Annotated in this window: 20 protein-coding genes and 1 other RNA gene; 6 read left to right on the forward strand and 15 right to left on the reverse strand. The window is 41.5% G+C overall.

Annotated features, from left to right (window positions below):
- Positions 1-21 precede the first annotated feature (21 nt).
- From BKH46_RS03605 to BKH46_RS03640, 8 genes are read right to left on the reverse strand one after another with little or no spacing between them, the layout of a single operon-like run.
- Positions 22-504, reverse strand: a complete 483-nt coding sequence (locus BKH46_RS03605) for a hypothetical protein (protein ID WP_095225466.1) — start codon at positions 502-504, stop codon at positions 22-24.
- A gap of 15 nt (positions 505-519) precedes the next feature.
- Positions 520-1,413, reverse strand: a complete 894-nt coding sequence (gene lpxC / locus BKH46_RS03610) for a UDP-3-O-acyl-N-acetylglucosamine deacetylase (RefSeq protein WP_095225467.1) — start codon at positions 1,411-1,413, stop codon at positions 520-522.
- The gene (locus BKH46_RS03615) at positions 1,410-1,958 is read right to left on the reverse strand and encodes a septum site-determining protein MinC (protein ID WP_095225468.1); all 549 of its coding nucleotides are present in this window, start codon (positions 1,956-1,958) and stop codon (positions 1,410-1,412) included. Before BKH46_RS03615 ends, lpxC begins: the two co-directional genes overlap by 4 nt.
- Positions 1,955-3,358, reverse strand: a complete 1,404-nt coding sequence (locus BKH46_RS03620; RefSeq protein ID WP_095225469.1) for a M23 family metallopeptidase — start codon at positions 3,356-3,358, stop codon at positions 1,955-1,957. The genes BKH46_RS03615 and BKH46_RS03620 overlap by 4 nt, the downstream gene beginning before the upstream one ends.
- Positions 3,359-3,367: 9 nt before the next feature.
- Positions 3,368-4,648 (reverse strand): 3-isopropylmalate dehydratase large subunit, encoded by a 1,281-nt coding sequence (locus BKH46_RS03625; RefSeq protein WP_095225470.1) that lies wholly within the window; start codon positions 4,646-4,648, stop codon positions 3,368-3,370.
- Between the two features lie 27 nt (positions 4,649-4,675).
- Complete coding sequence (locus BKH46_RS03630) at positions 4,676-5,668, reverse strand: outer membrane beta-barrel protein (RefSeq protein ID WP_095225471.1); 993 nt, start codon at positions 5,666-5,668, stop codon at positions 4,676-4,678.
- Positions 5,669-5,676: 8 nt separating this feature from the next.
- Positions 5,677-6,354 carry an outer membrane beta-barrel protein gene (locus tag BKH46_RS03635; RefSeq protein ID WP_143428906.1) on the reverse strand — a complete coding sequence of 226 codons (678 nt, stop codon included), beginning with the start codon at positions 6,352-6,354 and terminating at the stop codon, positions 5,677-5,679.
- On the reverse strand, positions 6,317-6,979 hold the full coding sequence (locus BKH46_RS03640) for a hypothetical protein (RefSeq protein ID WP_095225473.1): 663 nt from the start codon (positions 6,977-6,979) through the stop codon (positions 6,317-6,319). The genes BKH46_RS03635 and BKH46_RS03640 overlap by 38 nt, the downstream gene beginning before the upstream one ends.
- A gap of 177 nt (positions 6,980-7,156) precedes the next feature.
- Here BKH46_RS03640 and panB point away from each other — a divergent pair, with 177 nt between their 5' ends.
- Together panB and ruvB are read left to right on the forward strand one after the other, a co-directional pair.
- Positions 7,157-7,942, forward strand: coding sequence for a 3-methyl-2-oxobutanoate hydroxymethyltransferase (gene panB / locus BKH46_RS03645; protein WP_095225474.1), 786 nt, complete (start codon positions 7,157-7,159; stop codon positions 7,940-7,942).
- Between the two features lie 5 nt (positions 7,943-7,947).
- A complete protein-coding gene (gene ruvB, locus BKH46_RS03650) occupies positions 7,948-8,976 on the forward strand; it encodes a Holliday junction branch migration DNA helicase RuvB (protein ID WP_095225475.1) in 1,029 nt (342 codons plus the stop codon).
- A 79-nt stretch (positions 8,977-9,055) separates the two neighbouring features.
- On the opposite strand, the gene BKH46_RS03655 is transcribed toward ruvB, so the two are convergent.
- From BKH46_RS03655 to rnpB, 3 genes are all read right to left on the reverse strand, one after another.
- On the reverse strand, positions 9,056-9,343 hold the full coding sequence (locus tag BKH46_RS03655) for a hypothetical protein (RefSeq protein ID WP_095225476.1): 288 nt from the start codon (positions 9,341-9,343) through the stop codon (positions 9,056-9,058).
- Entirely contained in the window at positions 9,343-10,320 is a 978-nt protein-coding gene (gene rsmH, locus BKH46_RS03660) for a 16S rRNA (cytosine(1402)-N(4))-methyltransferase RsmH (RefSeq protein WP_095225477.1), read from the reverse strand. The genes BKH46_RS03655 and rsmH overlap by 1 nt, the downstream gene beginning before the upstream one ends.
- A gap of 308 nt (positions 10,321-10,628) precedes the next feature.
- An RNA gene (gene rnpB, locus BKH46_RS03665) (RNase P RNA component class A) lies at positions 10,629-10,974 on the reverse strand.
- A gap of 93 nt (positions 10,975-11,067) precedes the next feature.
- Here rnpB and BKH46_RS03670 point away from each other — a divergent pair.
- The 4 genes from BKH46_RS03670 to BKH46_RS03685 are packed head-to-tail and all read left to right on the forward strand — an operon-like array spanning position 11,068 to position 16,990.
- The gene (locus BKH46_RS03670) at positions 11,068-11,505 is read left to right on the forward strand and encodes a MarR family transcriptional regulator (protein WP_095225478.1); all 438 of its coding nucleotides are present in this window, start codon (positions 11,068-11,070) and stop codon (positions 11,503-11,505) included.
- On the forward strand, positions 11,506-12,540 hold the full coding sequence (locus BKH46_RS03675; RefSeq protein WP_095225479.1) for an efflux RND transporter periplasmic adaptor subunit: 1,035 nt from the start codon (positions 11,506-11,508) through the stop codon (positions 12,538-12,540).
- Entirely contained in the window at positions 12,537-15,671 is a 3,135-nt protein-coding gene (locus BKH46_RS03680; RefSeq protein ID WP_095225480.1) for an efflux RND transporter permease subunit, read from the forward strand. Before BKH46_RS03675 ends, BKH46_RS03680 begins: the two co-directional genes overlap by 4 nt.
- Positions 15,668-16,990, forward strand: coding sequence for a TolC family protein (locus BKH46_RS03685; protein WP_095225481.1), 1,323 nt, complete (start codon positions 15,668-15,670; stop codon positions 16,988-16,990). Before BKH46_RS03680 ends, BKH46_RS03685 begins: the two co-directional genes overlap by 4 nt.
- A 101-nt stretch (positions 16,991-17,091) precedes the next feature.
- Here BKH46_RS03685 and argS read toward each other — a convergent pair whose 3' ends face one another.
- The 4 genes from argS to BKH46_RS03705 are packed head-to-tail and all read right to left on the reverse strand — an operon-like array spanning position 17,092 to position 21,181.
- Positions 17,092-18,681: an arginine--tRNA ligase gene (argS, locus tag BKH46_RS03690; RefSeq protein ID WP_095225544.1), complete on the reverse strand. Its 1,590-nt coding sequence runs from the start codon at positions 18,679-18,681 to the stop codon at positions 17,092-17,094.
- Positions 18,682-18,693: 12 nt separating this feature from the next.
- Complete coding sequence (locus BKH46_RS03695) at positions 18,694-18,990, reverse strand: twin-arginine translocase TatA/TatE family subunit (RefSeq protein ID WP_095225482.1); 297 nt, start codon at positions 18,988-18,990, stop codon at positions 18,694-18,696.
- Between the two features lie 38 nt (positions 18,991-19,028).
- On the reverse strand, positions 19,029-19,649 hold the full coding sequence (gene gmk / locus BKH46_RS03700; protein ID WP_172402546.1) for a guanylate kinase: 621 nt from the start codon (positions 19,647-19,649) through the stop codon (positions 19,029-19,031).
- Positions 19,649-21,181: a hypothetical protein gene (locus BKH46_RS03705; RefSeq protein WP_095225483.1), complete on the reverse strand. Its 1,533-nt coding sequence runs from the start codon at positions 21,179-21,181 to the stop codon at positions 19,649-19,651. Before BKH46_RS03705 ends, gmk begins: the two co-directional genes overlap by 1 nt.
- Positions 21,182-21,245: the final 64 nt, after the last annotated feature.

The raw sequence follows: 21,245 nt of genomic DNA on the forward strand, positions 1-21,245 counted from the left end.
AAAATTTTTTGCTATTATACCTCAAATGGGGGGCAAAATATAAAGGGGGTCGTTTTGTGTGCCAAAGTCTTTGGGTTCAAGCCTCTCAGGGAGCAAAAATTCGCTCAAGCCCATCGGGATTGTTGTGGCTAAGCTGATTTGGCCTGAGCTTTCTTGGATAAAATATTTATTCCCAAAAGCCCTGATAGGGGCTGATTGGTTGAAATAAAAACTAGGGGCAGAGAAAAGCTCTATCTCTTCAGAGAGAGCTAAGGTCTGCAAAAAGATATGCGTGAGTTTGAGCGCTGTAAAACTCCCTGGGCCTTTAGCATAAAACACTCTACCCAAAACCCAATCTCTTGCTTGCAAATAAGCAAACACTCCACTAAAAATTTCCAAAAGCCCATCGCTCACCTTGCAAGTGCGCTCAAAGCACATCTTGAGTGTCAAGTCCTCATAAATACCACATTTTATCGGCGTATCCACTGCAATCAGCACGACATCAACTCGTTTTTTACTCACCATGACTAAAGAGTCGCTTTATTGGAATTCCCTCGCAAAAGCCCTTGCCTTATCTTCCCCGTGCTCATCGAGTGTCAAGATCTCATAAGCATTGCTTTGAGAAAAAATCTTTTGTGTGAGTAAAGAATTGAGCTTATGGCTGCCTGCAAAAGATATATAACTCCCCATCAAAGGCATACCAAGTATTGCCATATCGCCGATAGCGTCTAAGATTTTATGGCGGACAAACTCTTCTTTATAGCGCAGACCCTCTTTGTTGAGTATCCCGCTTTCATCAAGCACGATACAATTACTCAAGTTGCCACCCTTTGCTAGCCCTTGAGAACGCAAATAATTCACCTCGTGCAAGAATCCAAAAGTCCTAGCGCGTGCAATTTCTTCTTTGTAGGCAAGCTTGCTGAATACAAATTTGTATTTTTGCTCTTTGATGGCTTGGTGTTTGAAATCAATCGCAAAGTCAAATACCATCTGATCACTGGGCTCTACTCTGACAAATTTATCCCCATCTCTGACTTCAATGGGCTTGGTGATATGGAGGATTTTTTTGGGAGATTCTAGCTCAAGGATACCTGCTTCATCTAAAAGCATACAATAAGCAATCGAACTCCCGTCCATAATCGGGATTTCTTCATTATCTACAGAAATTTTAAGATTATCAATCCCATAAGCATTGATTGCTGAGAGAAGATGTTCAATCGTAGATATTCTGACACCCCCAACACCAAGCACGGTAGCCATCATTGTATCGATGACATTTTCAGGCTTCATCGGTATGCTCACTGCCTTATCGCTGCGATAAAAGACTATGCCACTATTGGCTTCTAAAGGCTCTAGCACCATCTTCACAGGCACGCCCTTATGCAGACCAATACCAATCAATTCGACCTTTTTTGCTATCGTTCTCTGCTTCATTTGATCTCCTTTATGGATATATTATCGCCATTTTTTATGATTATTTTTAACAACTCATTGGCATTGATAATATCAATGATTTCTCTGCCTAAAATCTCGCCTCTAAAGACAATATGCTGTGAGTGCGAGCCTCTTAAGACGAGATATTCACCTCCACAGACAATGATACCATCACATTTTCCAAATATACTAACATTTCTATCTGATACAATCCTTGCGCCATTATTGACATTACCTAGCACCAAAATACTCTCAGAACTCTCTATCTCCTCGCCACTGCGGATATTGCGATGATAGATTTTTGTCCCTGCACTTTGTGAGAGAGGGCTTGCATATTCTTTGCCCCGAAAATCGTGCGTGCTGATGAGATAAGTCATACCCAAGCTATGGATAAATTCTGAAAGCTCTGGGGCTAAAGGGGTCTTAAAGACCAAAAGATAATCTTTGAGTAAAATAAAATTTTTAGTGATAAACTCAATATATTCTTGTGTCTGCCCACCATCAAATTCAAAAGTCCTAATATTTTTCTGCCTTGTTTTGATCACTCAGCTGCCTTGATAGTATTTTGAGCTTTTTGGAATACATCTGTGATATTGACTTTAATCCACTTAGGATCCATCCACTCCACATCACGCACTGCATGCCCTTGCACTAAAATGCCTAAATGCAAATGATCGCCAAACGCCCAGCCTGTCTGTCCGGTAAAACCAATCACTGTATCAGGCGCTACAATTTCAGTGGGAGTGACATTGATTTTAGACATGTGTGAATACAGCGAAGAAAGTCCAAAGCCGTGATAGATAATCGTTGTATTGCCATAAACGCCCAAAAGTTCAGTCAATACGACCTTGCCAGAGTTGGTAACGATGATAGGGGCGTTTTTCACGCTCGCAAGATCCATACCCAAATGCAAGGATTTGCTGATCTTTTTCTTGCCTAAAAAATAGCTGCGATGATCGCCAAAGCTCCCAACTACCATACTGCCTTTGAGGGGCAAAAAGGGTGCAAAAACAATGGGCTTTTGCAATGAAGTATAATCCACATCTGTAGTGGCCTTATAGATGGTCGCTTCATCTCTTTGTCGGATTGTTTCATTGATATATTTGAACTTATCGATATTGTCTTTAAAGCTCTCAGGATCTCTCTCTCCGACATTATCAATGAGTTCATTGAGTTTGCCATTGAGAAAGCTGTCTTTGACTTTGATATCAGAATACCGATAGCGCACACTCATATCTTTGATAAAAGGGATAGAAACTCGCTTTTGGTTGAAAGCCTTATCAGCAACTGTGATCGTGCCATTAAAAAAGTTATTTTGCACCGGCCAAGCCAAAATCACAGCATAATAACCTGACTCCATAAAAGGAAAGGCCTTAAAATCATCTTCTCCATTGCTCACTTGAATCGATTGGACACTATTGTCAATGACCTTAAAAACAAGCAACGCACTGCCCCCGTAGGTGATTTTATAAGAATTAGCGATGATATCCACAAGGGGCGCTTGGGTATCGATGGTTAAATCGAGATTCCTTGTCGCAGTATTACCACTAAAAAAATGGGCATTGCTCCAATCAGTGACAGAGATTTTATAATGGATTTTAGTGCCATCAAGCAATGGTATATTGGGCTTAGGCAGCACAAATTCCTTTTCTTGTGGCTTATCTAAGACAACTTCTTCTTTGCTATATACAACTTTGCCATCTGCAGTCGTAGCAAGGATTTTATAAGATCGTATCCCTGTATCATCTGTAGCGCGTATAGAGATGACTCTAGCAGGGTTCCAATACCCATTATCTTCAGCCATCAAATGCTTTTGTTTATTGGCCTCCATATACACTTCAAGCTTGGGTGTGTGCTTTTCAAAAAACTGAGAATTATAGACCATATAAGCACCCACAACAACAACCACTAACACTAATAATTTCACAAAAGTCTTAAACTTCATCAATTTGCCTTATATTCTAGGATCTGATATTTTCCCCTCTATGGCGCTTTTTGCGACCACTGCGGAATTTGCTAGATAAACTTCTGAGCTCTTTGCTCCCATTCTGCCTACAAAATTTCTATTTGTTGTTGCAATGCAACGTTCATTATCCCCCAAAATCCCCATATATCCCCCCAAGCACGCCCCGCAAGTGGGGTTTGAAATCAATGCACCTGCTTCGATTAAAATATCGATATAACCAAGCTCTTGGGCTTGCTTGTAGATCTTTTGTGTCGCAGGTGTTACAATCAGCCGCACATCTGTATGCACTCGATTGCCTTTGAGAATCTCGCTAGCTATTTTGAGATCGCTCAAACGCCCATTTGTGCAAGAGCCGATAAAAGCCTGATCGATCTTGAGTTCATCTTTGGCTGCCTCACTGATGGGCTTGCCATTACTGGGCAAAAAGGGATAAGCGACAACAGGCTCTAATTGGCTGATATCAATACAGATTGTCTGAGAATAGCTCGCATCATGGTCTGAATAATAATACTTAGGTTGGGCGCGCAATCCCCCATTGACTTGCTTTCTGCTTTCTAAAAATTCTTTGGTGGTATCATCAGCTGCGATAATGCCGTTTTTAGCCCCTGCTTCTATTGCCATATTACAGAGCGAAAAGCGATCGTCCATACTCAAATATCTGATACTCTCCCCGCAAAACTCCAATGTTTGATACAATGCCCCATCGACTCCAAGCTGACGGATCACTTCTAAAATCAAGTCTTTGCCATAAATTTTATCTGCAGGTTTCCCGATAAACTCGACTTTGATACTCCTAGGGACTTTGAACCAATTTTTGCCTGTAATCATTGCATAGGCCAAATCTGTGCTACCCATACCCGTAGAAAACGCCCCCAAAGCCCCGTGCGTGCAAGTATGTGAATCTGCCCCAATGATAACATCGCCACTGAGCACCAACCCCTTTTCAGGCAAAAGAGCGTGTTCAATCCCCATATCTCTTTCATCAAAATAATTTTTCAAACCAAATTCTCTGGCAAAATCGCGGCTAATGCGGGCTTGATTGGCTGAGGCAATATCTTTAGCGGGGATAAAATGATCCATCACGATACAAAAATTATCTGGCTTTGCTAAAGCTGTTGCACCGATACTTTTAAACGCCTTGATAGAGAGCGGGGTGGTGATATCATTGCCAATCACCATATCAATATCAGTTTCTATAATCTCATCAGCATACACTGCACGCTCACAATGTGCGGAAAAAATCTTTTCTGTAATCGTTTGACCTTTCATTTTGACCCCTTTTGGATTGGTGTTTGGTTAAAACAAATAAATATAACTCGCTGTCCAAATCACAGAGCGTTTGAACTCAATATCTTTGGATTCAAGCACTTTTACATTGCCATTTTTATCTCGATACTCCGCAGGGCTCTCCAGCCCCAATCTCAAGAAATTCCACGGAATCTTAGCCCCAATTTCAAGGCGATTTTTGGTGTTGATAGTCACAGCAATGCCTGTATTGAAAGTATAGTCTACTTGGAGTAATGTATTCCACAAAACATTATCACTGCTATAGCCAGCTTGTTGCGCGCTTGGTGTGAGTAATGGATACATTTTAGCCTTATCAGCAGTATCTAGCAGCAACATTGCGCCCACACCTACGCCCACAAAACCCCCGATAAAATATCGCATTTTCTTATCCAAAGGCACCTCAAGGAGCAAATCAAGATTCAAAGCGCCTAGCATATAAATCACCGAGCCAACTTTTTGCCCTCCATTGTCTTGGTCTTTGAGTGAGCCGCTAGAAATCATCACATCTCCATACACCCTTGTGCCAAAATATGGATTGAAAAAGCTCTGATAGCCGATCTTTCCGCCAAACATCATCAAAGAAGACTGCAGACGCAAAGGCTTGTTTGCCCCTGTTGGGGTTTGTGTATTCAAAATGCCTGTTTTTTGGCTTTGGAGGTCAGGAATCGTTGTTGTGGTTTGGTTATAAAGCCCATCGGTGTATTGATTGAAAATCATGCCACTCCCGACATTGATCCCCATAAAAATCCCGCTTTTAGCATCAGCGCGCCCATAAGCATAGAGTAATTTTTGCTTTTTCTCCTCTGAAGCAGAGGGGTAGTGTGTGTTGATGTAACGTTGATTGGGAGAAAGCCCGTTTGGTGTGCCACCATTTTTGATGATTTTTTCTTGCAGTGCGTTGATTTCGCCCTCTAACCCAGCTAAGCGCAAAGAATCCAACTCTGTATCCATAGCCCCAAGCCCCCAAATGAGCGTCGATAAAAGAAAAATAATTTTTTTCACAAGACACCTTAAAACAATAGATTGTAACTGACCATATAGGCATTGGTCGTAGCAAAGCTATACAAACCCTTTGCCTGAGAAACCAAAGGGGGGATCTTAATCCCTAGTTCGATACGATGTTTGATATTGAGTGTCAAAGCCAAACCAAGATTAAACACAATCCCCAAATGGCTCACATCTGGCTTCAAACCAAAAGTATTCATACCATAGCCCACCCAGCCCATACCAACGCCAGCATAGCCCCCGAGTGCATACCGATTGTTGTTATCTAATGGCACATCAGCGATCACATCAAGATTAGCACTCCCAAGTTGATAGGTCATCTTTGTTGTATCAGCCCGCAAATACTCTCCATAAAATCGCAAGCCCCCAATGTAGTCTTTGAGATATTTTTGATACCCCACTCGCAGCCCATATACCAACGGATGGACTTGCGCATAATAAGCTGTATTGAAAGTCATACTGCCTAAAATCACGCCCATAAAAATACCATTTTTTTTCTTAGCAATATCAGCAAGTTTCAAGGCTTGTTCTTGCTCATAGAGCTGGCCTTTGAGCATATACACCTCTCTTTTTTGGCTCGCAAGCTCATCAGCCCTCAAAGCCATAGCAGCAAGTATGAATAGCAAAATCCCCTGCAATGTGTGCTTAAAAAACATATTGATACCCCGCCATAAACAACGCACCTGTCCATTTGACTTCTCTGTCTGTGATGAGCTTGAGTTCAAGCTCTAAGCGATTATGCCCAAAAAGTGTTACCCCAAAGCCTGTATTCAAAATAGCACCAAACTCTGAGTTCGCATCATACCCATGCACCATACTCCCTAGCCCAATACCCAAAATCACGCCCGCTCCAAACCCACGCCACACAGGCAAATCAATCAGCAAATCACCACTGATAGCAACCATTGAAAAATTGAGCTTACCCATTGCGTCTTCTTGTGTTTGTGAAGCTAAATATTGGATATAAATCCGTCTGCCTACATAATTTGGCATGAAAAGCTTTTCAAAAACTGAGGGCATGAAAGACTGATAACCAAACTTCGCCCCATAAGCAAAGAGATAGTCTTTTTGGAGGTTGCTTGTGATGTCATTATCCAACGCCCCCACGCTCAGTCCCAAAAACAGCCCTGTCTTCTCTTGTGCTTCATTGAGATTAGCAATCAAAGCTGCAACATCTGCGTCAGTGCTTGGTTGATAGAGTTTGATATATTTATAATAAGAGGGGTCGAGCTTGTTGTAGTTGATACTATCTTGAGAAAAAACTACCCCCGCAAACAACAATACCAAAAACACAACCCGTTGGGACATCAACTAACCTCATTTCAGACATATTCAGATTCAGAATATAAAGTAAATATTAAGCTATTTTATCTATTTTTATATTAAAATTTTGTTTGACACAGAGATTTTGAGATAAATTCCATCAAAAGCTGCACGCAAGAATATTGTATAATGCTGCCATAAAGCACACAAAGGAGTTGCCTGATGAAAACAACTATTGCAACGCTCCAAGCCAAAAAAGGGACAGAAAAAATCGCAGCAATCACAGCCTATGACGCACTTTTTGCTACTTTGTTTGATGGGCATATTGATGTGATTTTAATCGGGGATAGTCTGAATATGAGCTTTGGGGGCAAAGAAGATACCTTGAGTGCCTCACTAGACACTATGATCTATCACGCACAAGCAGTCTGCAGAGGTGCAAAGCAATCCTTTCTCATCGCAGATATGCCCTTTGGGAGCTATCCAGATACGCAAACGGCTATCAACAATGCCCTAAAATTCTATCAGCAAACCTCTGTGGATGCTATCAAGCTTGAGGGGGGCAAAGAACGTGCAGAAATGATTTCTCATATTGTCAAAGAGGGGATTGCAGTCATCGGACATATCGGCTTAATGCCGCAATTTGTGCGTGCAGAGGGTGGGTATAAAATCAAAGGCAAAACCCAAAAAGAAGTCCAATATCTCCTCCAAAGTGCTGCTGCGCTCCAAGAAGCTGGAGTGTCTATGATCGTGCTAGAGGGGGTCACTACTGCCCTTGCTGCGCAAATCACTCAAAGCCTAGAGATCCCCACTATTGGCATAGGTAGCTCTAAAGAATGCGATGGACAAATCTTAGTTTGGAGCGATATGATGGGCTTATTTGGGCGTTTGAAGCCCAAGTTTGTCCGCCAATACCTCAATGGCACTGCACTCATTCAAGAAGCCCTAAAAAATTATATCCAAGATGTCAAATCAGGCGATTTCCCTAGCCCAAAAGAAAGCTACTAAACTTTATGGAACGCATCACTTTAGAAGACAACCATCGTATCGTAGATATTGAAAAAATCAGCTTTGAAGAAGGTCATGACAACTCCTTGCGGCCGACACTTTGGCAAGAATTTATCGGTCAAGAAAAAATCAAAAAAAACCTCCAAGTTTTCATCACAGCGAGCAAAAAAAGAAATGAATGCCTTGACCATATACTCCTTTTTGGCCCTCCAGGGCTGGGGAAAACCACGCTCAGTCATATCATTGCTAATGAAATGGGAGCAAGTATCAAAGTGACTGCTGCGCCCATGATTGAAAAGGCTGGAGATTTGGCTGCAATCATGACAAATCTCAATGATGGAGATATACTTTTTATCGATGAAATCCATCGCTTGAGCCCTGCAATCGAAGAGATTCTCTATCCGGCTATGGAGGATTTTCGCCTTGATATTATCATTGGCTCAGGGCCTGCTGCACAGACTATCAAAATCGATCTGCCTCGATTCACCTTGATAGGAGCGACTACACGAGCAGGAATGTTGAGTAATCCTTTGCGGGATCGGTTTGGTATGAGCTTTCGCATGCAGTTTTATGAAATATCTGAGCTTGCTACCATCGCGCAAAAAGCAAGCTTGAAACTAGGCAAAACACTCGATACACAAGGGGCGCAAGAAATCGCCTCGCGTTCAAGGGGCACACCGCGTATCACATTGAGATTATTGCGCCGAATCAGGGATTTTGCTGAAGTCGCAGCAACAGAAACTATCGATCAAAAAATCACAAAATACGCTCTCAATGAGCTAGGGGTCAATGAATTTGGCTTTGATGAGCTTGATTTGCGTTATTTGAGTATCTTAGCAGAGTCCAAGGGCAGACCGATTGGGCTTAGCACTCTAGCAGCTGCAATGAGTGAAGATGAGGGGACGATTGAAGATGTGATTGAACCTTATTTGCTTGCTAATGCTTATTTAGAGCGCACAGCAAAAGGGAGGATCGCCACTTATAAGACTTATGAGATTTTAGGTATCAAACACGACTCTAAAGGGCTTTTTTAAACAAATTCCAAAACCAAACGACCCACCACCAATAAACAACAACCAAACAATGCCAAAAAAACCTACACAATCACAAGCTCTAGCTCAGATCCATCATCAAGTATTTGAATTTCACATCTTCTAGCTCGCTTTTTAGGCGATGGTTTTCTTCTTTGAGGAGATTTTCTTGCGTCTGGAGCTTGGCAATATCGCGACTGACATAATAAATATTGCTCGCAAGATAGATTTTAGGCAACAACACAATAAGAGAAAACACCAAAATCACATAAGCGATAAACAATGCATCAATCCCTAGCCCCCCTGATGGCTCTTGATCTGCTATCAGTGCATCTTTTTCTTCTTGAGTGATACGCAAAGACCCACCCATCACGCCCCTCCTCTTTTGTTGTTGCCCTCACTCTGAAAGCTAGCATTGCCCTTGCTTTTAGCCCCAAAGGCAAAGGCTCGGAGCTTCGCACTGCGTGAGCGTGGGTTATGGGTAATTTCAGTCTGAGAGGGGACAAGAGGCTTTTTAGTGAGTATGCGCCCTTTTGCGTGCCCCCCTCCACAAGTGCATTGATAAGCTGTCATATCACAAATACAATCCCTCGACCACTCTTTCAATGCGTTTTTTACTAACCGATCCTCTAGCGAGTGAAAAGAAATCAGAGCAAAAATAGCATTTTGCATATCTTGCGCGCTTTTTAGCAAGGATTTGAGCTCACCGAGTTCATCATTGACTTCAATACGGATTGCTTGAAAAGCGAGGGTAGCAGGGTGGATTTTATAACTCTTAAAATGCCCTTTTAAAAACTCGCTGAGATCTTTTGCTGATTCAAAGGGCTGCTTTTGACGCCTATCAACAATAAGAGCGGCCATTTTTTGATATTCTCTGATCTCGCCATACTCTCTAAACACTCTTTGGAGCTCATAAGCAGAATAGCGATTGACAATCATCTTAGCGTCTAAAGAGCTATCAGGGTCAAGGCGCATATCTAAAGTATCACAATAAAAGCCAAAGCCCCTCTTGGGGCTATCTAACTGAAAAGAACTCACGCCAATATCAGCCAAAACTCCCTTGATAGTATCTCCATGTGTTGCTAATATCGCACCAAACTTTTCTCCAAAACTCCCTGCATAGCAACTAAAACGATCCTTGAAATGTGCCAATCTTTTTATAGCAAATTCCCTTGCTTGCGGGTCTTTGTCTATGCCAATGAGTTTGATGTTTGGTTTGCTCTCTAAAAGTGCTTGCGCATGCCCGCCAAATCCCAAAGTGCAATCAACAATCACGCCCTCTTCAAGCGGGGCAAACACTTCGAGCACTTGATCAAGCAATACAGGGATATGGGGGATATGGGGCATAGTGATCCGATCATTTGCATTGAATTTGCATATTTGTGTGACTCTTTTGGACTTTAAGTGGTTTTAATCTCGTGCTATCTTATCAAAACTCAAGAGAATTTTCAAGCCAACCACTCCAAGACACCCCCGATAACCCCACCACACTACCGAATACACAAAAACGCACACAAATAAGCATAAACAAGCATAAAAATTATCAATCAAATCCAATTATTAAAAAAAAAGGGGGGGGGGGCGAAAATTATCAATGGGAGGGTAAAAGTTATCAAAAAAAAGGGAGTGATAAAAAGAGATTGGAACACTCAAAGGCCATAGGCATAGCGATAAGCCGAGTTCTGTCTGGGATGGTTATTTATCTGGGATATGTTTCACAACACACCTCAAGCGAAGAGCTAAAATGAGACTTTAACCTTGCTCTTCTTGCTGCTGATTGGGTTTACACAAGCAGACCTGATTACTCAGATCTCGGTGGGCTCTTACCCCACCTTTTCACCCTTGCCATAAAATATCTTTGGATCGATACTCAATAGGCGGTTTATTTTCTGTTGCACTTTCCCTTGGCTCACGCCAGCCATTTGTTAAATGGAATCTTGTCTCCGCAGCTCGGACTTTCCTCTCTTAAAGATTTTATAGAGCAACCACCTGCTATGCCTTGGGCAAATATTCTAGCTAAATCAAGCTTAAAACAAGTAAAATATCAGAGTTTTATGCTATGATAAGCTCAAAAAATCCTCTAAAATAAGGGATATGATAAGACATATGCAAGAAGAAAACCATAGGGAAGTATCCCTCTCTATCATCTTAGCTTCTAGACAAATCAGGAATTTTTTCAGTCAAAAACTCCGTCCTTTTAATATCGGTATCGAACAAATCGGCACACTTGTCATCTTAGAAAAACACGGACCTCTCAATATCACCGATCTCTCCAACATCACGCTCAAGGACAAAGGGACGATTTCTAGGACGATAGAATCTCTGTGTAAAAAAAACTTTGTCAAAAAAATCCACGAAAAAGAAGATAATCGTATCACGCGTATCACCATCACTCAAGAGAGAAAAGAAAAACTTGCTTCTGTCAATAAAAACAAACAAAAGATTATTAATGTTTTTACAGAAACAATTTCTGATGAAGAAAAAAAAGAATTTTTGAGAATTTTAGAAAAAATCACGGGGGTATTGAAATAAATGCTGCGTGTGCTGCTGTGGGCATTTGTGCTGGCTACTGCGATACTATGGGCAAAGCCCATCTCTGTGAATACTGCGGCCATTAAAAGCGGGACTTTACAAAAGCAAGAAGTTTTTATCGGGGCAATCAATTTCAAAGAAGTCGCCAATATCGCCTCCCAGACACAAGGGATCGTGCAGAAAATATATTTCCACATTGGCCAAAAAATCAAAAAAGGCCAGAAGCTCTTGAGTATTGATGATGACCTCCTCCAAAAAGACATACAAATCAAACAAGCCAAAATCACCCAAGCCCAATATGCGATCCAAAGACAAGAAAAAGAGCTAGAACGATATAAAAATCTCTTAGATACCCAATCTATCCCCCTCCAAGAATATGAAAATCTCGAATATCAGCTCAAATCCCAGCAAGCCAATATGCTAGCCCTCCAAGCTGAGCTAGAGATCTCTCAAGCTGAGTTGGCAAAAAAGATCATTTATGCACCTTTTGATGGGATTATTGTCGAACAAAAAGTCCATATCGCTGAATGGGTCAATGTCGGCGAGCCAATTTGCCAGATACTCAATAATTCTGATGTAGAAGCCATCATCGATGTCCCTAGCTCCATAGCCAGAAATATCAAATTGGGTCAAAAAGTAAGCCTCAATATCAACAACAAAAACTACCAAGGCATTATCACTGCGCTCATTCCCAAGGCCGATGCACGTTCAAGAACTTTCCCTGTGCATATCAGTGTCAAAAATGATGGGAGTTTTCTCGATGGTATGGCTGTTGAAGCAATGCTTGACATTGATGGAGAGAGCAAGGGCTTTATCGTCCCTAGAGATAGTATCGTGTATTATTTGGGCTATCCGACGATTTTTATCGCTAAAAATAACCAAGCCTTTGCTGTGCGTGTAGAAACGCTCTCTGTCCAAAATTCCCTTGCTTTAGTCCGAGGAAAAATCTCAGAAAATCAAAGAGTCATCTATCGGGGGCAAGATAGACTCCAAAATGGCAGTGATATACAAGAACAGCCCTCAAGGAACAAATGAAAACTATTTGCTATTGCCTCAAAAATCCCGTTGTTGTGTGCGTGGGGGTGATATTTTTACTACTTTTTGGCTTGCTTGCTCTCTCCAAAATGCCCTATCAGCTCCTCCCTCAAGTCACTCGCCCCATCATCAGTGTCTATACCACCTATGCAGGCGCTACGCCCTATGAAGTCGAAAAAGAAATCACCGATCGCCAAGAAAAATACCTCAAAAATATCTCTGGCTTGCACGCTATGACCTCGACTTCTCGCGATGGCATGAGCGTTATCAATCTTGAATTCAATATCGATACGGATATGAAATTAGCATTTTTAAATGTTTCTGCCAAGCTCGATGAAGTCAAGGGATACCCCCCAAATATCGAAAAACCCATTATCAAGACAACAGGGGAGAGTATCCCTATTGCTGTGTATCTCTTTGTCAAAACCAAAAAAGACAACCAAGAGCCCATCGACCATTACCAAAATTTCATTTATGATGAGGTCATCAAATATTATGAGCGGCTCAGTGGCGTGGGCGAAGTGTATGTGAGTGGAGGGGTGAGCAAGCAGATACAAATTATTCTTGATAGCCAAAAGCTTGCTTTTAATAACATCACAATGGAAGAAGTGATCCAAGCCATCAAAACCCAAAATACCAACATAGCAGGAGGGGGGATTGACTTTGATCAGCGCAATTATCGTATCTCTACCATCGGTGAATACAAAGATATTGCCTCTATCTACAACACAGTCATCAAATCCCAAGGCCATAAGGTGATTTTACTCAAAAACATTGCTAAAATTATTCAAGGCTATGCCAACAAAACTAGCTACAATATCCATAACAACGACAATGTCATCTCCATACAAATCCGCCCTAATGCTGATGCAAATATCTTAGATCTCACACAAAAAGTGCACACACTCACACAAAAGCTCAATGCTAGCGTGATGCAAGATCAAGGCTTAGTGATTGATTGGGGGCGCGATCAAAGGCATTATATCGAGTCTTCTATCAGCCAAGTCAAGGAAAATATTTTCGTAGGTATCGCACTAGCTGCACTCATTTTGTATGCATTTTTGAGGAATTTTTCTTCTTTGGTTGTGATTGCTTTGGTGATCCCTGTGAGTATCATCGGCTCTTTTATCTTGCTAGAGGCTTTTGGTAGGACTTTAAATGTCGTGTCTTTAGCAGGGATTTCTTTTGCTATCAGTATGATTATTGATAGTGCGATTGTTGTGATGGCAAATATCATCGCCCATAAAAATAAAGGTGCAAATCCCTATATGGCTTCACTCCGCGGGACTAAAGAAGTCATCGGTGCGCTTTTTGCCTCCACGATCACTACTGTGGCGATTTTTATCCCCATTATCGGGCTCAAAGATGAGGCCGGCCAGCTTTTTGTTGATATTGCCCTAGCAGCGAGTAGTTCGATTTTGATTGCATTTTTGGTCTGTATTTTTGTGATCCCAACTTTTGCGTTTTTTATGCTCCAAAGACTCCCCTTGCTCCCAACGCCAGAATTCAAGCCCCTAAGAAAGCTTGGTGAGGGGATTGAGTGGCTAGGGGCAAAGCTCTCATATTGCTTGATGGCCGCGCTCAAGCTCTGTGTGCATAGCACTCTTTCTAAAATAGCAACCATCATTATTTTTGTGGGCTTTTGCTCTGTATTTACCTTTTTTTCCTTCCCTAAGATCGACTACCTCCCCAAAGGCGCACAAAACTTCATCATCAGCTATTTAGACCCACCCCCAGGGCTTTCTCTCAAAGAAAAAGAACGGATTATCCAAGAGATTTACACAGATTTCAAACCCTTTTTACAAGCCAATGGCTATGAGCAAAAATCTCCCAATGACCTCCCTGCTATCAAGGATTTTTTTATCAGTTCAGGGGGCAATATGTATTTTTATCTCACAGCCAAAAATCCCGAAGACGCCCCCAAACTAATCCCCTATGCCCAAGAAGTGATCAACTCCATACCCAATATCAGTGGCGTGGTCTTGCAGCAAGGGATATTCAGCGGGGCAAGTGGATCGAGTATCGATCTCAATATCAATGGCAATGACTTGTATGCACTGCTCTACACTGCCCAAGAGCTCATCATCTCACTCAAAGAGCATTTCCCCAATCTCTCAATCCGCGCAGTCCCATCTTTAGAAATCAACAATCGTGAAATCAATCTCTATCCTGATTCTAGAGCCCTTGCTCTCAATGGGCTTGATCTCACTCATTTTGGCACCATCGTAGAAGTCATGCTTGAGGGCAAAAAAATCTCCCAATTCAAAGAAAGCAATGGCAAAAATATCGACCTTGTCCTCAAAACCTCCCAAAATAAAGACAATGTGCAAATCTCCCCTGAAAATATACTTTATTCCCAAATCTACACACCCTTTGGTGGTATCGTGCCCATCAACTCCCTAGCAACCATCAAAAACGAGCTAGGTATCTCTCGTATCAGACATTTTGAGCAAAGCCGCAATATCTTATTGATCCTCAATCCAAGAGGCAACGAACCCCTTGAAAAAATCACAGATACCATCTCAGAAAATATCCTCCCCAAAATCCAAAAAACTACCACCAATACCATCACGCTCAGTGGAAACGCAGGGAAATTAGACAAGCTCAAAACAGAGCTTTTAGGGGGCTTTGTCCTTGCAATTGTCATCACTTATTTGATTTTATGCGCCTTGTATGGCAATTTTATCTATCCTTTTATCATCATCTTGAGTGTGCCATTTGCCACCACAGGGGGCTTGATGGGCTTGTATATCCTCAATCGTTTCATCGCCCCTCAAAATCTCGATGTCATCACAATGCTAGGCTTTATCATCTTAGTAGGCAGCGTGGTCAATAACGCCATATTGATTGTCTATCAGACTCTTATCAATTTCAAAGAATACAAAATTCCTGCCTATGAATCTGTCCTACAAGCCACACAAAGCAGGCTCGCACCCATTTATATGAGTATGCTCACAAGTGTATTTGGCTTGCTTCCGATGGTATTGTTTGTAGGCTCAGGGAGTGAAATCTATCGAGGGCTTGGGGCAGTGATTATTGGCGGGCTGGTATTTTCAACGATTATCACTATTTTTGTAATCCCTGCACTGCTGCTTTTTGTCATCAAAGATAAAAAAGGAGGGAGGCAGTGAAATATTTGATAGCACTCATACTGCTTTGCTCCTTTGCCCTAGGGCTGAGTATCGAACAAGCTATCGATGATGCGATCAAAAATAGTGATAAAATCAAATCCCAAAACTATCTATATTCCCAATCCCAAAGTATCACAAAATCCAAACTAGCTGCCTTAATGCCTAAGGTAGATTTTGGTTATATATTTAGCTACAACCTCCCTGGTGCCTCGCCAAACTATTTCCTCAATAGCTTCAACCTCACAGGCAAATACAATCTTTTCAATGGCTTCAAGGATTATTATGCCCTCAAAGACAGCAAACAAGCCCAAAAAACACAAAACTACACACTAGAAACAAATATTGCTGCAGTCAGCTATGACACGAAAGTCGCCTATATATCAATCTTGCAAGCTATCGACACACTCAAAATCGCACAAAGCACTAAAAAGCTCCTAGAAGCCCAAAAGCAAAAAGCACAGCAATTTTACAATCAGGGCTTCCGATCTAAAAATGAAGTCTTGAGTGTGGAGGTCTTGATTGCTAATGCTGATATCACGCTCAAAAGCACCCAACTGAACTTGCAATATTTTGAACACACACTCAAAATGCTAACAGGTGTCGATTTCAACCCCCTAGAACTCCAAGACATCGCCCTACCCAATCAAGATTTTGATAGAGATACTCTATACAACAAAATGCTCTCAGAAAACCCCGATTATCTCTATCTCCAAAGCCTCCTTGCCTCTGCAAACATAGAAACCCATATCGCCAAAGGTGCTTTTTTGCCTATCATCGATCTAGTTGGCACAAAGTTTTGGTATATCAATGGTGGGAGTATTGCGCGCACAAGCTATGCGCTCCAAAGCCAAGCAAGAATCGTATTTTCATGGAATATTTTCAATGGCTTGAGCGATAGCTACAACTACCAAGCCAAAAAACTCTATTATCTCTCCCTAGCAAGCAAAATCGACCAATACAAAAAAGACCTCAGAATCCAAATCGATAAAATCATGAACGAATTTGAGCTCGCCAAAGAGCAATTCAAAGTCGCTACTATCGCACTCAAACAAGCCGAAGAAAATTATCGTATCATCAACAATCGCTACGCACAAAATATCGCTACCTACACAGAACTCCTAAACGCCCAATACCTCCTTAGCAACGCAAAAACCAACATCACCCAATCCAAATATGAAATCGCTATTTCACTAGCTAAAATCGATAGACTCTTAAATACCAACTCTATCCACTCTATCCCATCTACTGAGAAAAACACAAGCGACCGCATCTTACCATCTCAGCAAGACCCTAGCCCTAAAATTGAGCGCAAAAAGTAAAAAACAAGAGAGATAAAACAAGAGGGGCAAAATAAGAAAAGAAGCACAAGCCAATAAGAAAATATATACTTGAATAAAGCCCAAAGACAACACAAGCAAGGCTACATTTTAGTCTTTGCTTGTATGCCCAACAAACTAAGTCCCACACTAATACTCAAACTCACGACCTGACAGACCTTAAGCATTTGGGCTTCTTGGGGAGTTTCAAGGATTTTATGTGCGTTGTAATAGCTATGGAAATCTGCTGCTAGGGCTTTGAGATATTCACAAATTTTTTGCAAACCCCGCTCTTCAAAGCTCATCTCTAGCACTCTTGGGAAAATGAGAGCGTTGAATAGGAGATTTTTTGCGTCCTTGGAGAGTCCTTGGAGAGAAGCGCGCAAAATCTCTTCTTTATCCAAAGCCGATTTTTCTAGCATTGTATGGATACGTGCATTGGCATAATTGATATAAAAAATTGGATTGGAAGCATCTTGTTTTTTGAGATCATCGACATCAAATTCCAAATGCGTATCAGGCTTTTTAGACAAAAAGATAAAACGGAGTGCGTCTGAGCCAATATCACCCACCACATCTTTCATCAAGATAAAATTCCCTGCGCGTTTGCTCATTTTATAAGGCTGCCCCTCTTTGAGTAAGCTCACCATTTGAGAAAGCAGCACCTCAAGCCTACTTGAATCAAAGCCCAAAAACTCTATAGCAGCCTTGATACGAGCGATATATCCGTGATGGTCAGCCCCCCAAATATTGATATAATAATCATAGCCACGACTGAATTTATCATCGTGATAAATAATATCGCCTGCAAGATAAGTAGGCTCTTTATTTTCTCTCACAATGACCCGATCTTTTTCATCACCACACAAGCTAGAGCGTAGCCAAATCTTTGCCTCGCTCTCATAAATCCCATTATGCTCGCCCAAACGAGCAAAAACATCGCCCCATCGACTATAAAGCGACTTTTCACTCACAAAATGGTCAAAAACAATACCCACTTCGGCTAGATTTTCTTTGATTTCTTCTAGCATTAGATCTTTTCCAAATTCGCTCAACTCAGTAATAGCCTCTTCAGATTCAAAAATTTCAAGCCCATATTTTTCACCCGCTAGCTGTGCGAGATCTGCAATATATTCACCTTTATAATACTGCTGGGGGTAGCTAACTTCTTTTTTCAATAAATCGGCTCGACCCGATAAATAAATCGAAAGCCCTAGCATTTGGATTTGAGAGCCTGCGTCATTGATGTAGTATTCCCCCACAATCTCATAACCCAAAAAACGCCCCACCCGACTCAGACTATCCCCAAATATCGCCCCCCTAGCGTGACCAATATGCAATGGTCCTGTGGGATTAGCACTCACATATTCCAAAAGGATCTTTTGCCCCTTGGGGGCTTGCTTACCAAAATCAGAGTCAGCCTTGAGGGCTGCTTGTGCCATATGTTCAAAAAATCCCTCTGCAAGAGTGATATTGATATAGCCATTGCAAGCACTGACTTGCTCAAACTCCTCCACACAAGAAAGCTTCAAAGCGATTTCTTCAGCGATGAGAGTGGGAGATTTTTTATAGACCTTAGCCAAAGAAAAGGCCACAGGCGTGGCATAATGCCCATATTCTTTATTTTTAGGCCGTTCTAAAACAATATCTGTCTGTAAAATACCCTCTAAAATCTCTTTTACTTGATGATACATCATCGATTTCCATCAAGCATCAACTTGTGCCTTGGGCTTTCTCCCTCGTTTTTTAGGAGCTTCCCCCTCTTTAGGCACACTGGCAGTGGATTTTTTTGCTTGTGCTTTGAGAACTTTTGGCTTTTCTTCAACAATCGGTGTAGCTTCCGCATCACCCTCATCTTCGCCATCTTCCTTCACTGCCTTTTTAAAATTCTTGATCCCACTGCCTAAACCCTTTGCTAGCTCTGGGATTTTCTTTGCACCAAATAGCAAAACAATCACTAAAAGCACAATCACCCAATGCCATACACTTCCAAAACCACCCATATGGATTCCTTTATAATAAATTCTGCTTCATTATAGCACTAAACTGACAAATTTTTAAGCCATCGCTCACATAAAGATGACCAATCCTCGCCATTTTGTGTATAGGGCAAAGATTTTGCGATACACAAAATCGCCTCTTTAGCTCGCTCAATCTCATCATTGATAATCAAATAATCAAACTCACTGATATGCTGCATTTCACGATAAGTGTGCATCAAGCGCAATTCTATAGTTTCTTGAGAATCAGTCTGTCTAAACTCAAGCCGCTCTTTTAAGACTTGCTGATTTTTGGTAGAAACAAACACAGAGCGGGCAAAAGGATAGTGCTTTTTAATGCCTTGGTGCCCTTGGACATCAACATCAAAGAGCACCAATTGATTGGACTCTAATGCCTCTTGGATAGGGGCTAGCGCAGTGCCATAATAATTCTTATGCACCTCTGCCCACTCCAAAAATCGCCCCTCTTTGATGTCTTCTAAAAACTTCTCTTGGGATACAAAATAATAATGCTCACCATCAATCTCCCCATCTCTTGGGCTTCTTGTCGTTGTTGAGATCGAAAAGTAAGTATGGGGAATATTTTCTTGCAAATGCTTGCATAATGTGCTTTTTCCAGACCCACTAGGACCTGATAAAATCAACATACCACCCTTTTGCATTATTTTTTCTTATCAGGGAAACGGATATTGATTGTAAGCTCCATTCCATCAAGCAAGGATTGCAAGCTCTCCAAAGAATTATTTTGCAGCATATTTGCAATAGCATTACCCAAAGTAGCAGGGCTCTGCTGGGGTTTTTTCTTCTTAGGGGCACTAGACTTGCTAGCCTTACTGCCCTTACTAACCTTGCTAGCACTGAGGGTTTTAGAAGATTTTTTAGTGAGTTTTGAGAAAGAGGGAGCTTGAGGGGGTAGGTCTTGGGATATTTCTTGATATGATTCTTGCGTATTTTGTGGGTCTTTTTGCTCCTCTATATCCCTTATAATACCCCTTGTATCGCCACTTTTTTGATTGGTAGAATTAATTCCATCGCTGAGTGCATTGATGATGTCTTGTTCATCGATTGTGTCAATATCATCAAACTCTTGGCTATCAAATTCTTGAGTGTTCTCTGCTGCTTGCATATCTATATCCTTACTGCTCGTTTCATTGAGTATTTTTTTGACCTCATCAATTTGGTTTTTGTCTAGTATACCTGATATATCTGAATCCTGCTCTTTTGGGGCTAAGGATACTAGCTCTTCTTGGTCTTGTGGGGGCGTGGGGGCTTGTGTGGGAGCAAGGAGTGCGGGGCTTGGGGCAGTGGCTAGGAGTTGATCTTCCTCTTGAATATCTTGTGCTGCTTCAATTTGGGCTGTTTCAATATCTTGAGTTGCTTGGGCTGCTTGAGTGTCTTTGACTTCTTCAGTGCCTTGCGTATCTTGCGGGGCTTCTAGCTCTTCAATCTCTTGATTTTGCTCTTGGCCTTGATTTTCTAGCTCTTGATCTTGATTTTCTTGCAATCCCTCTAGCTCTTGAGGTGGGGTGCTAAGCGAGTGATCTGGATTGTCTAAATGATCCAAATCAAAAGTGATGGCTTCTGTATCTTGAGCCTGCAGTCCAAAGGGATCATCAGCTGCTGCTTTTCCTGCTCCCTCTTGGGGCTTTTGCATATCTTCAAGAGAGCTTGGAGGGAGGGGGATTTGATCAGCATTATAATCAGAGAGATCTTCTATAGAAAAATCAGAAAGCTCTGAAAAATCCTGAGGTTGCGTATCCATACTCAAGCTCTCCAAACCCTCTAAATCAAAATCATCTAAATCCAAGCCCTCTAAATGCTCCCCTGTTTGAGGGGGCAGATTGGCTTTTGTGACCTCGCTTGCTGCAATGTCTGTAACGCCAAGTTCCCTGAGCTTGGGGTTAATAATATCCAAAATCTCTGTGGGCAAAAAAGGCTTTTTGATATAAAAATCAAAGCCTTGAATCTTTGGGCTTGTGTGCTTGTGTAAATAGGCTTTTGAGATGAAATGATGTGCCCAAAAAGAATCTGGCAATTCTGCATTGATACCCTCATCGACAAACAAAAACATCTCTTCTTCTAAATGACTGGGCTCAAACCCCAAATCTATCAGAAGCTCAATGCCTAGCTTGTTAGCGACTGCTTCAAAAAGCTTAGTCACCATAGAATCATTATTGAGCAAAAGTATTTTCAATTCTCACTCCAATCATTATAAAAAATGTTAAGATTATAGCAATTAATTGCCTGATTTCAAATTA

This window comes from Helicobacter sp. 12S02634-8 (genome assembly GCF_002272865.1).
Lineage (GTDB): Bacteria > Campylobacterota > Campylobacteria > Campylobacterales > Helicobacteraceae > Helicobacter_J.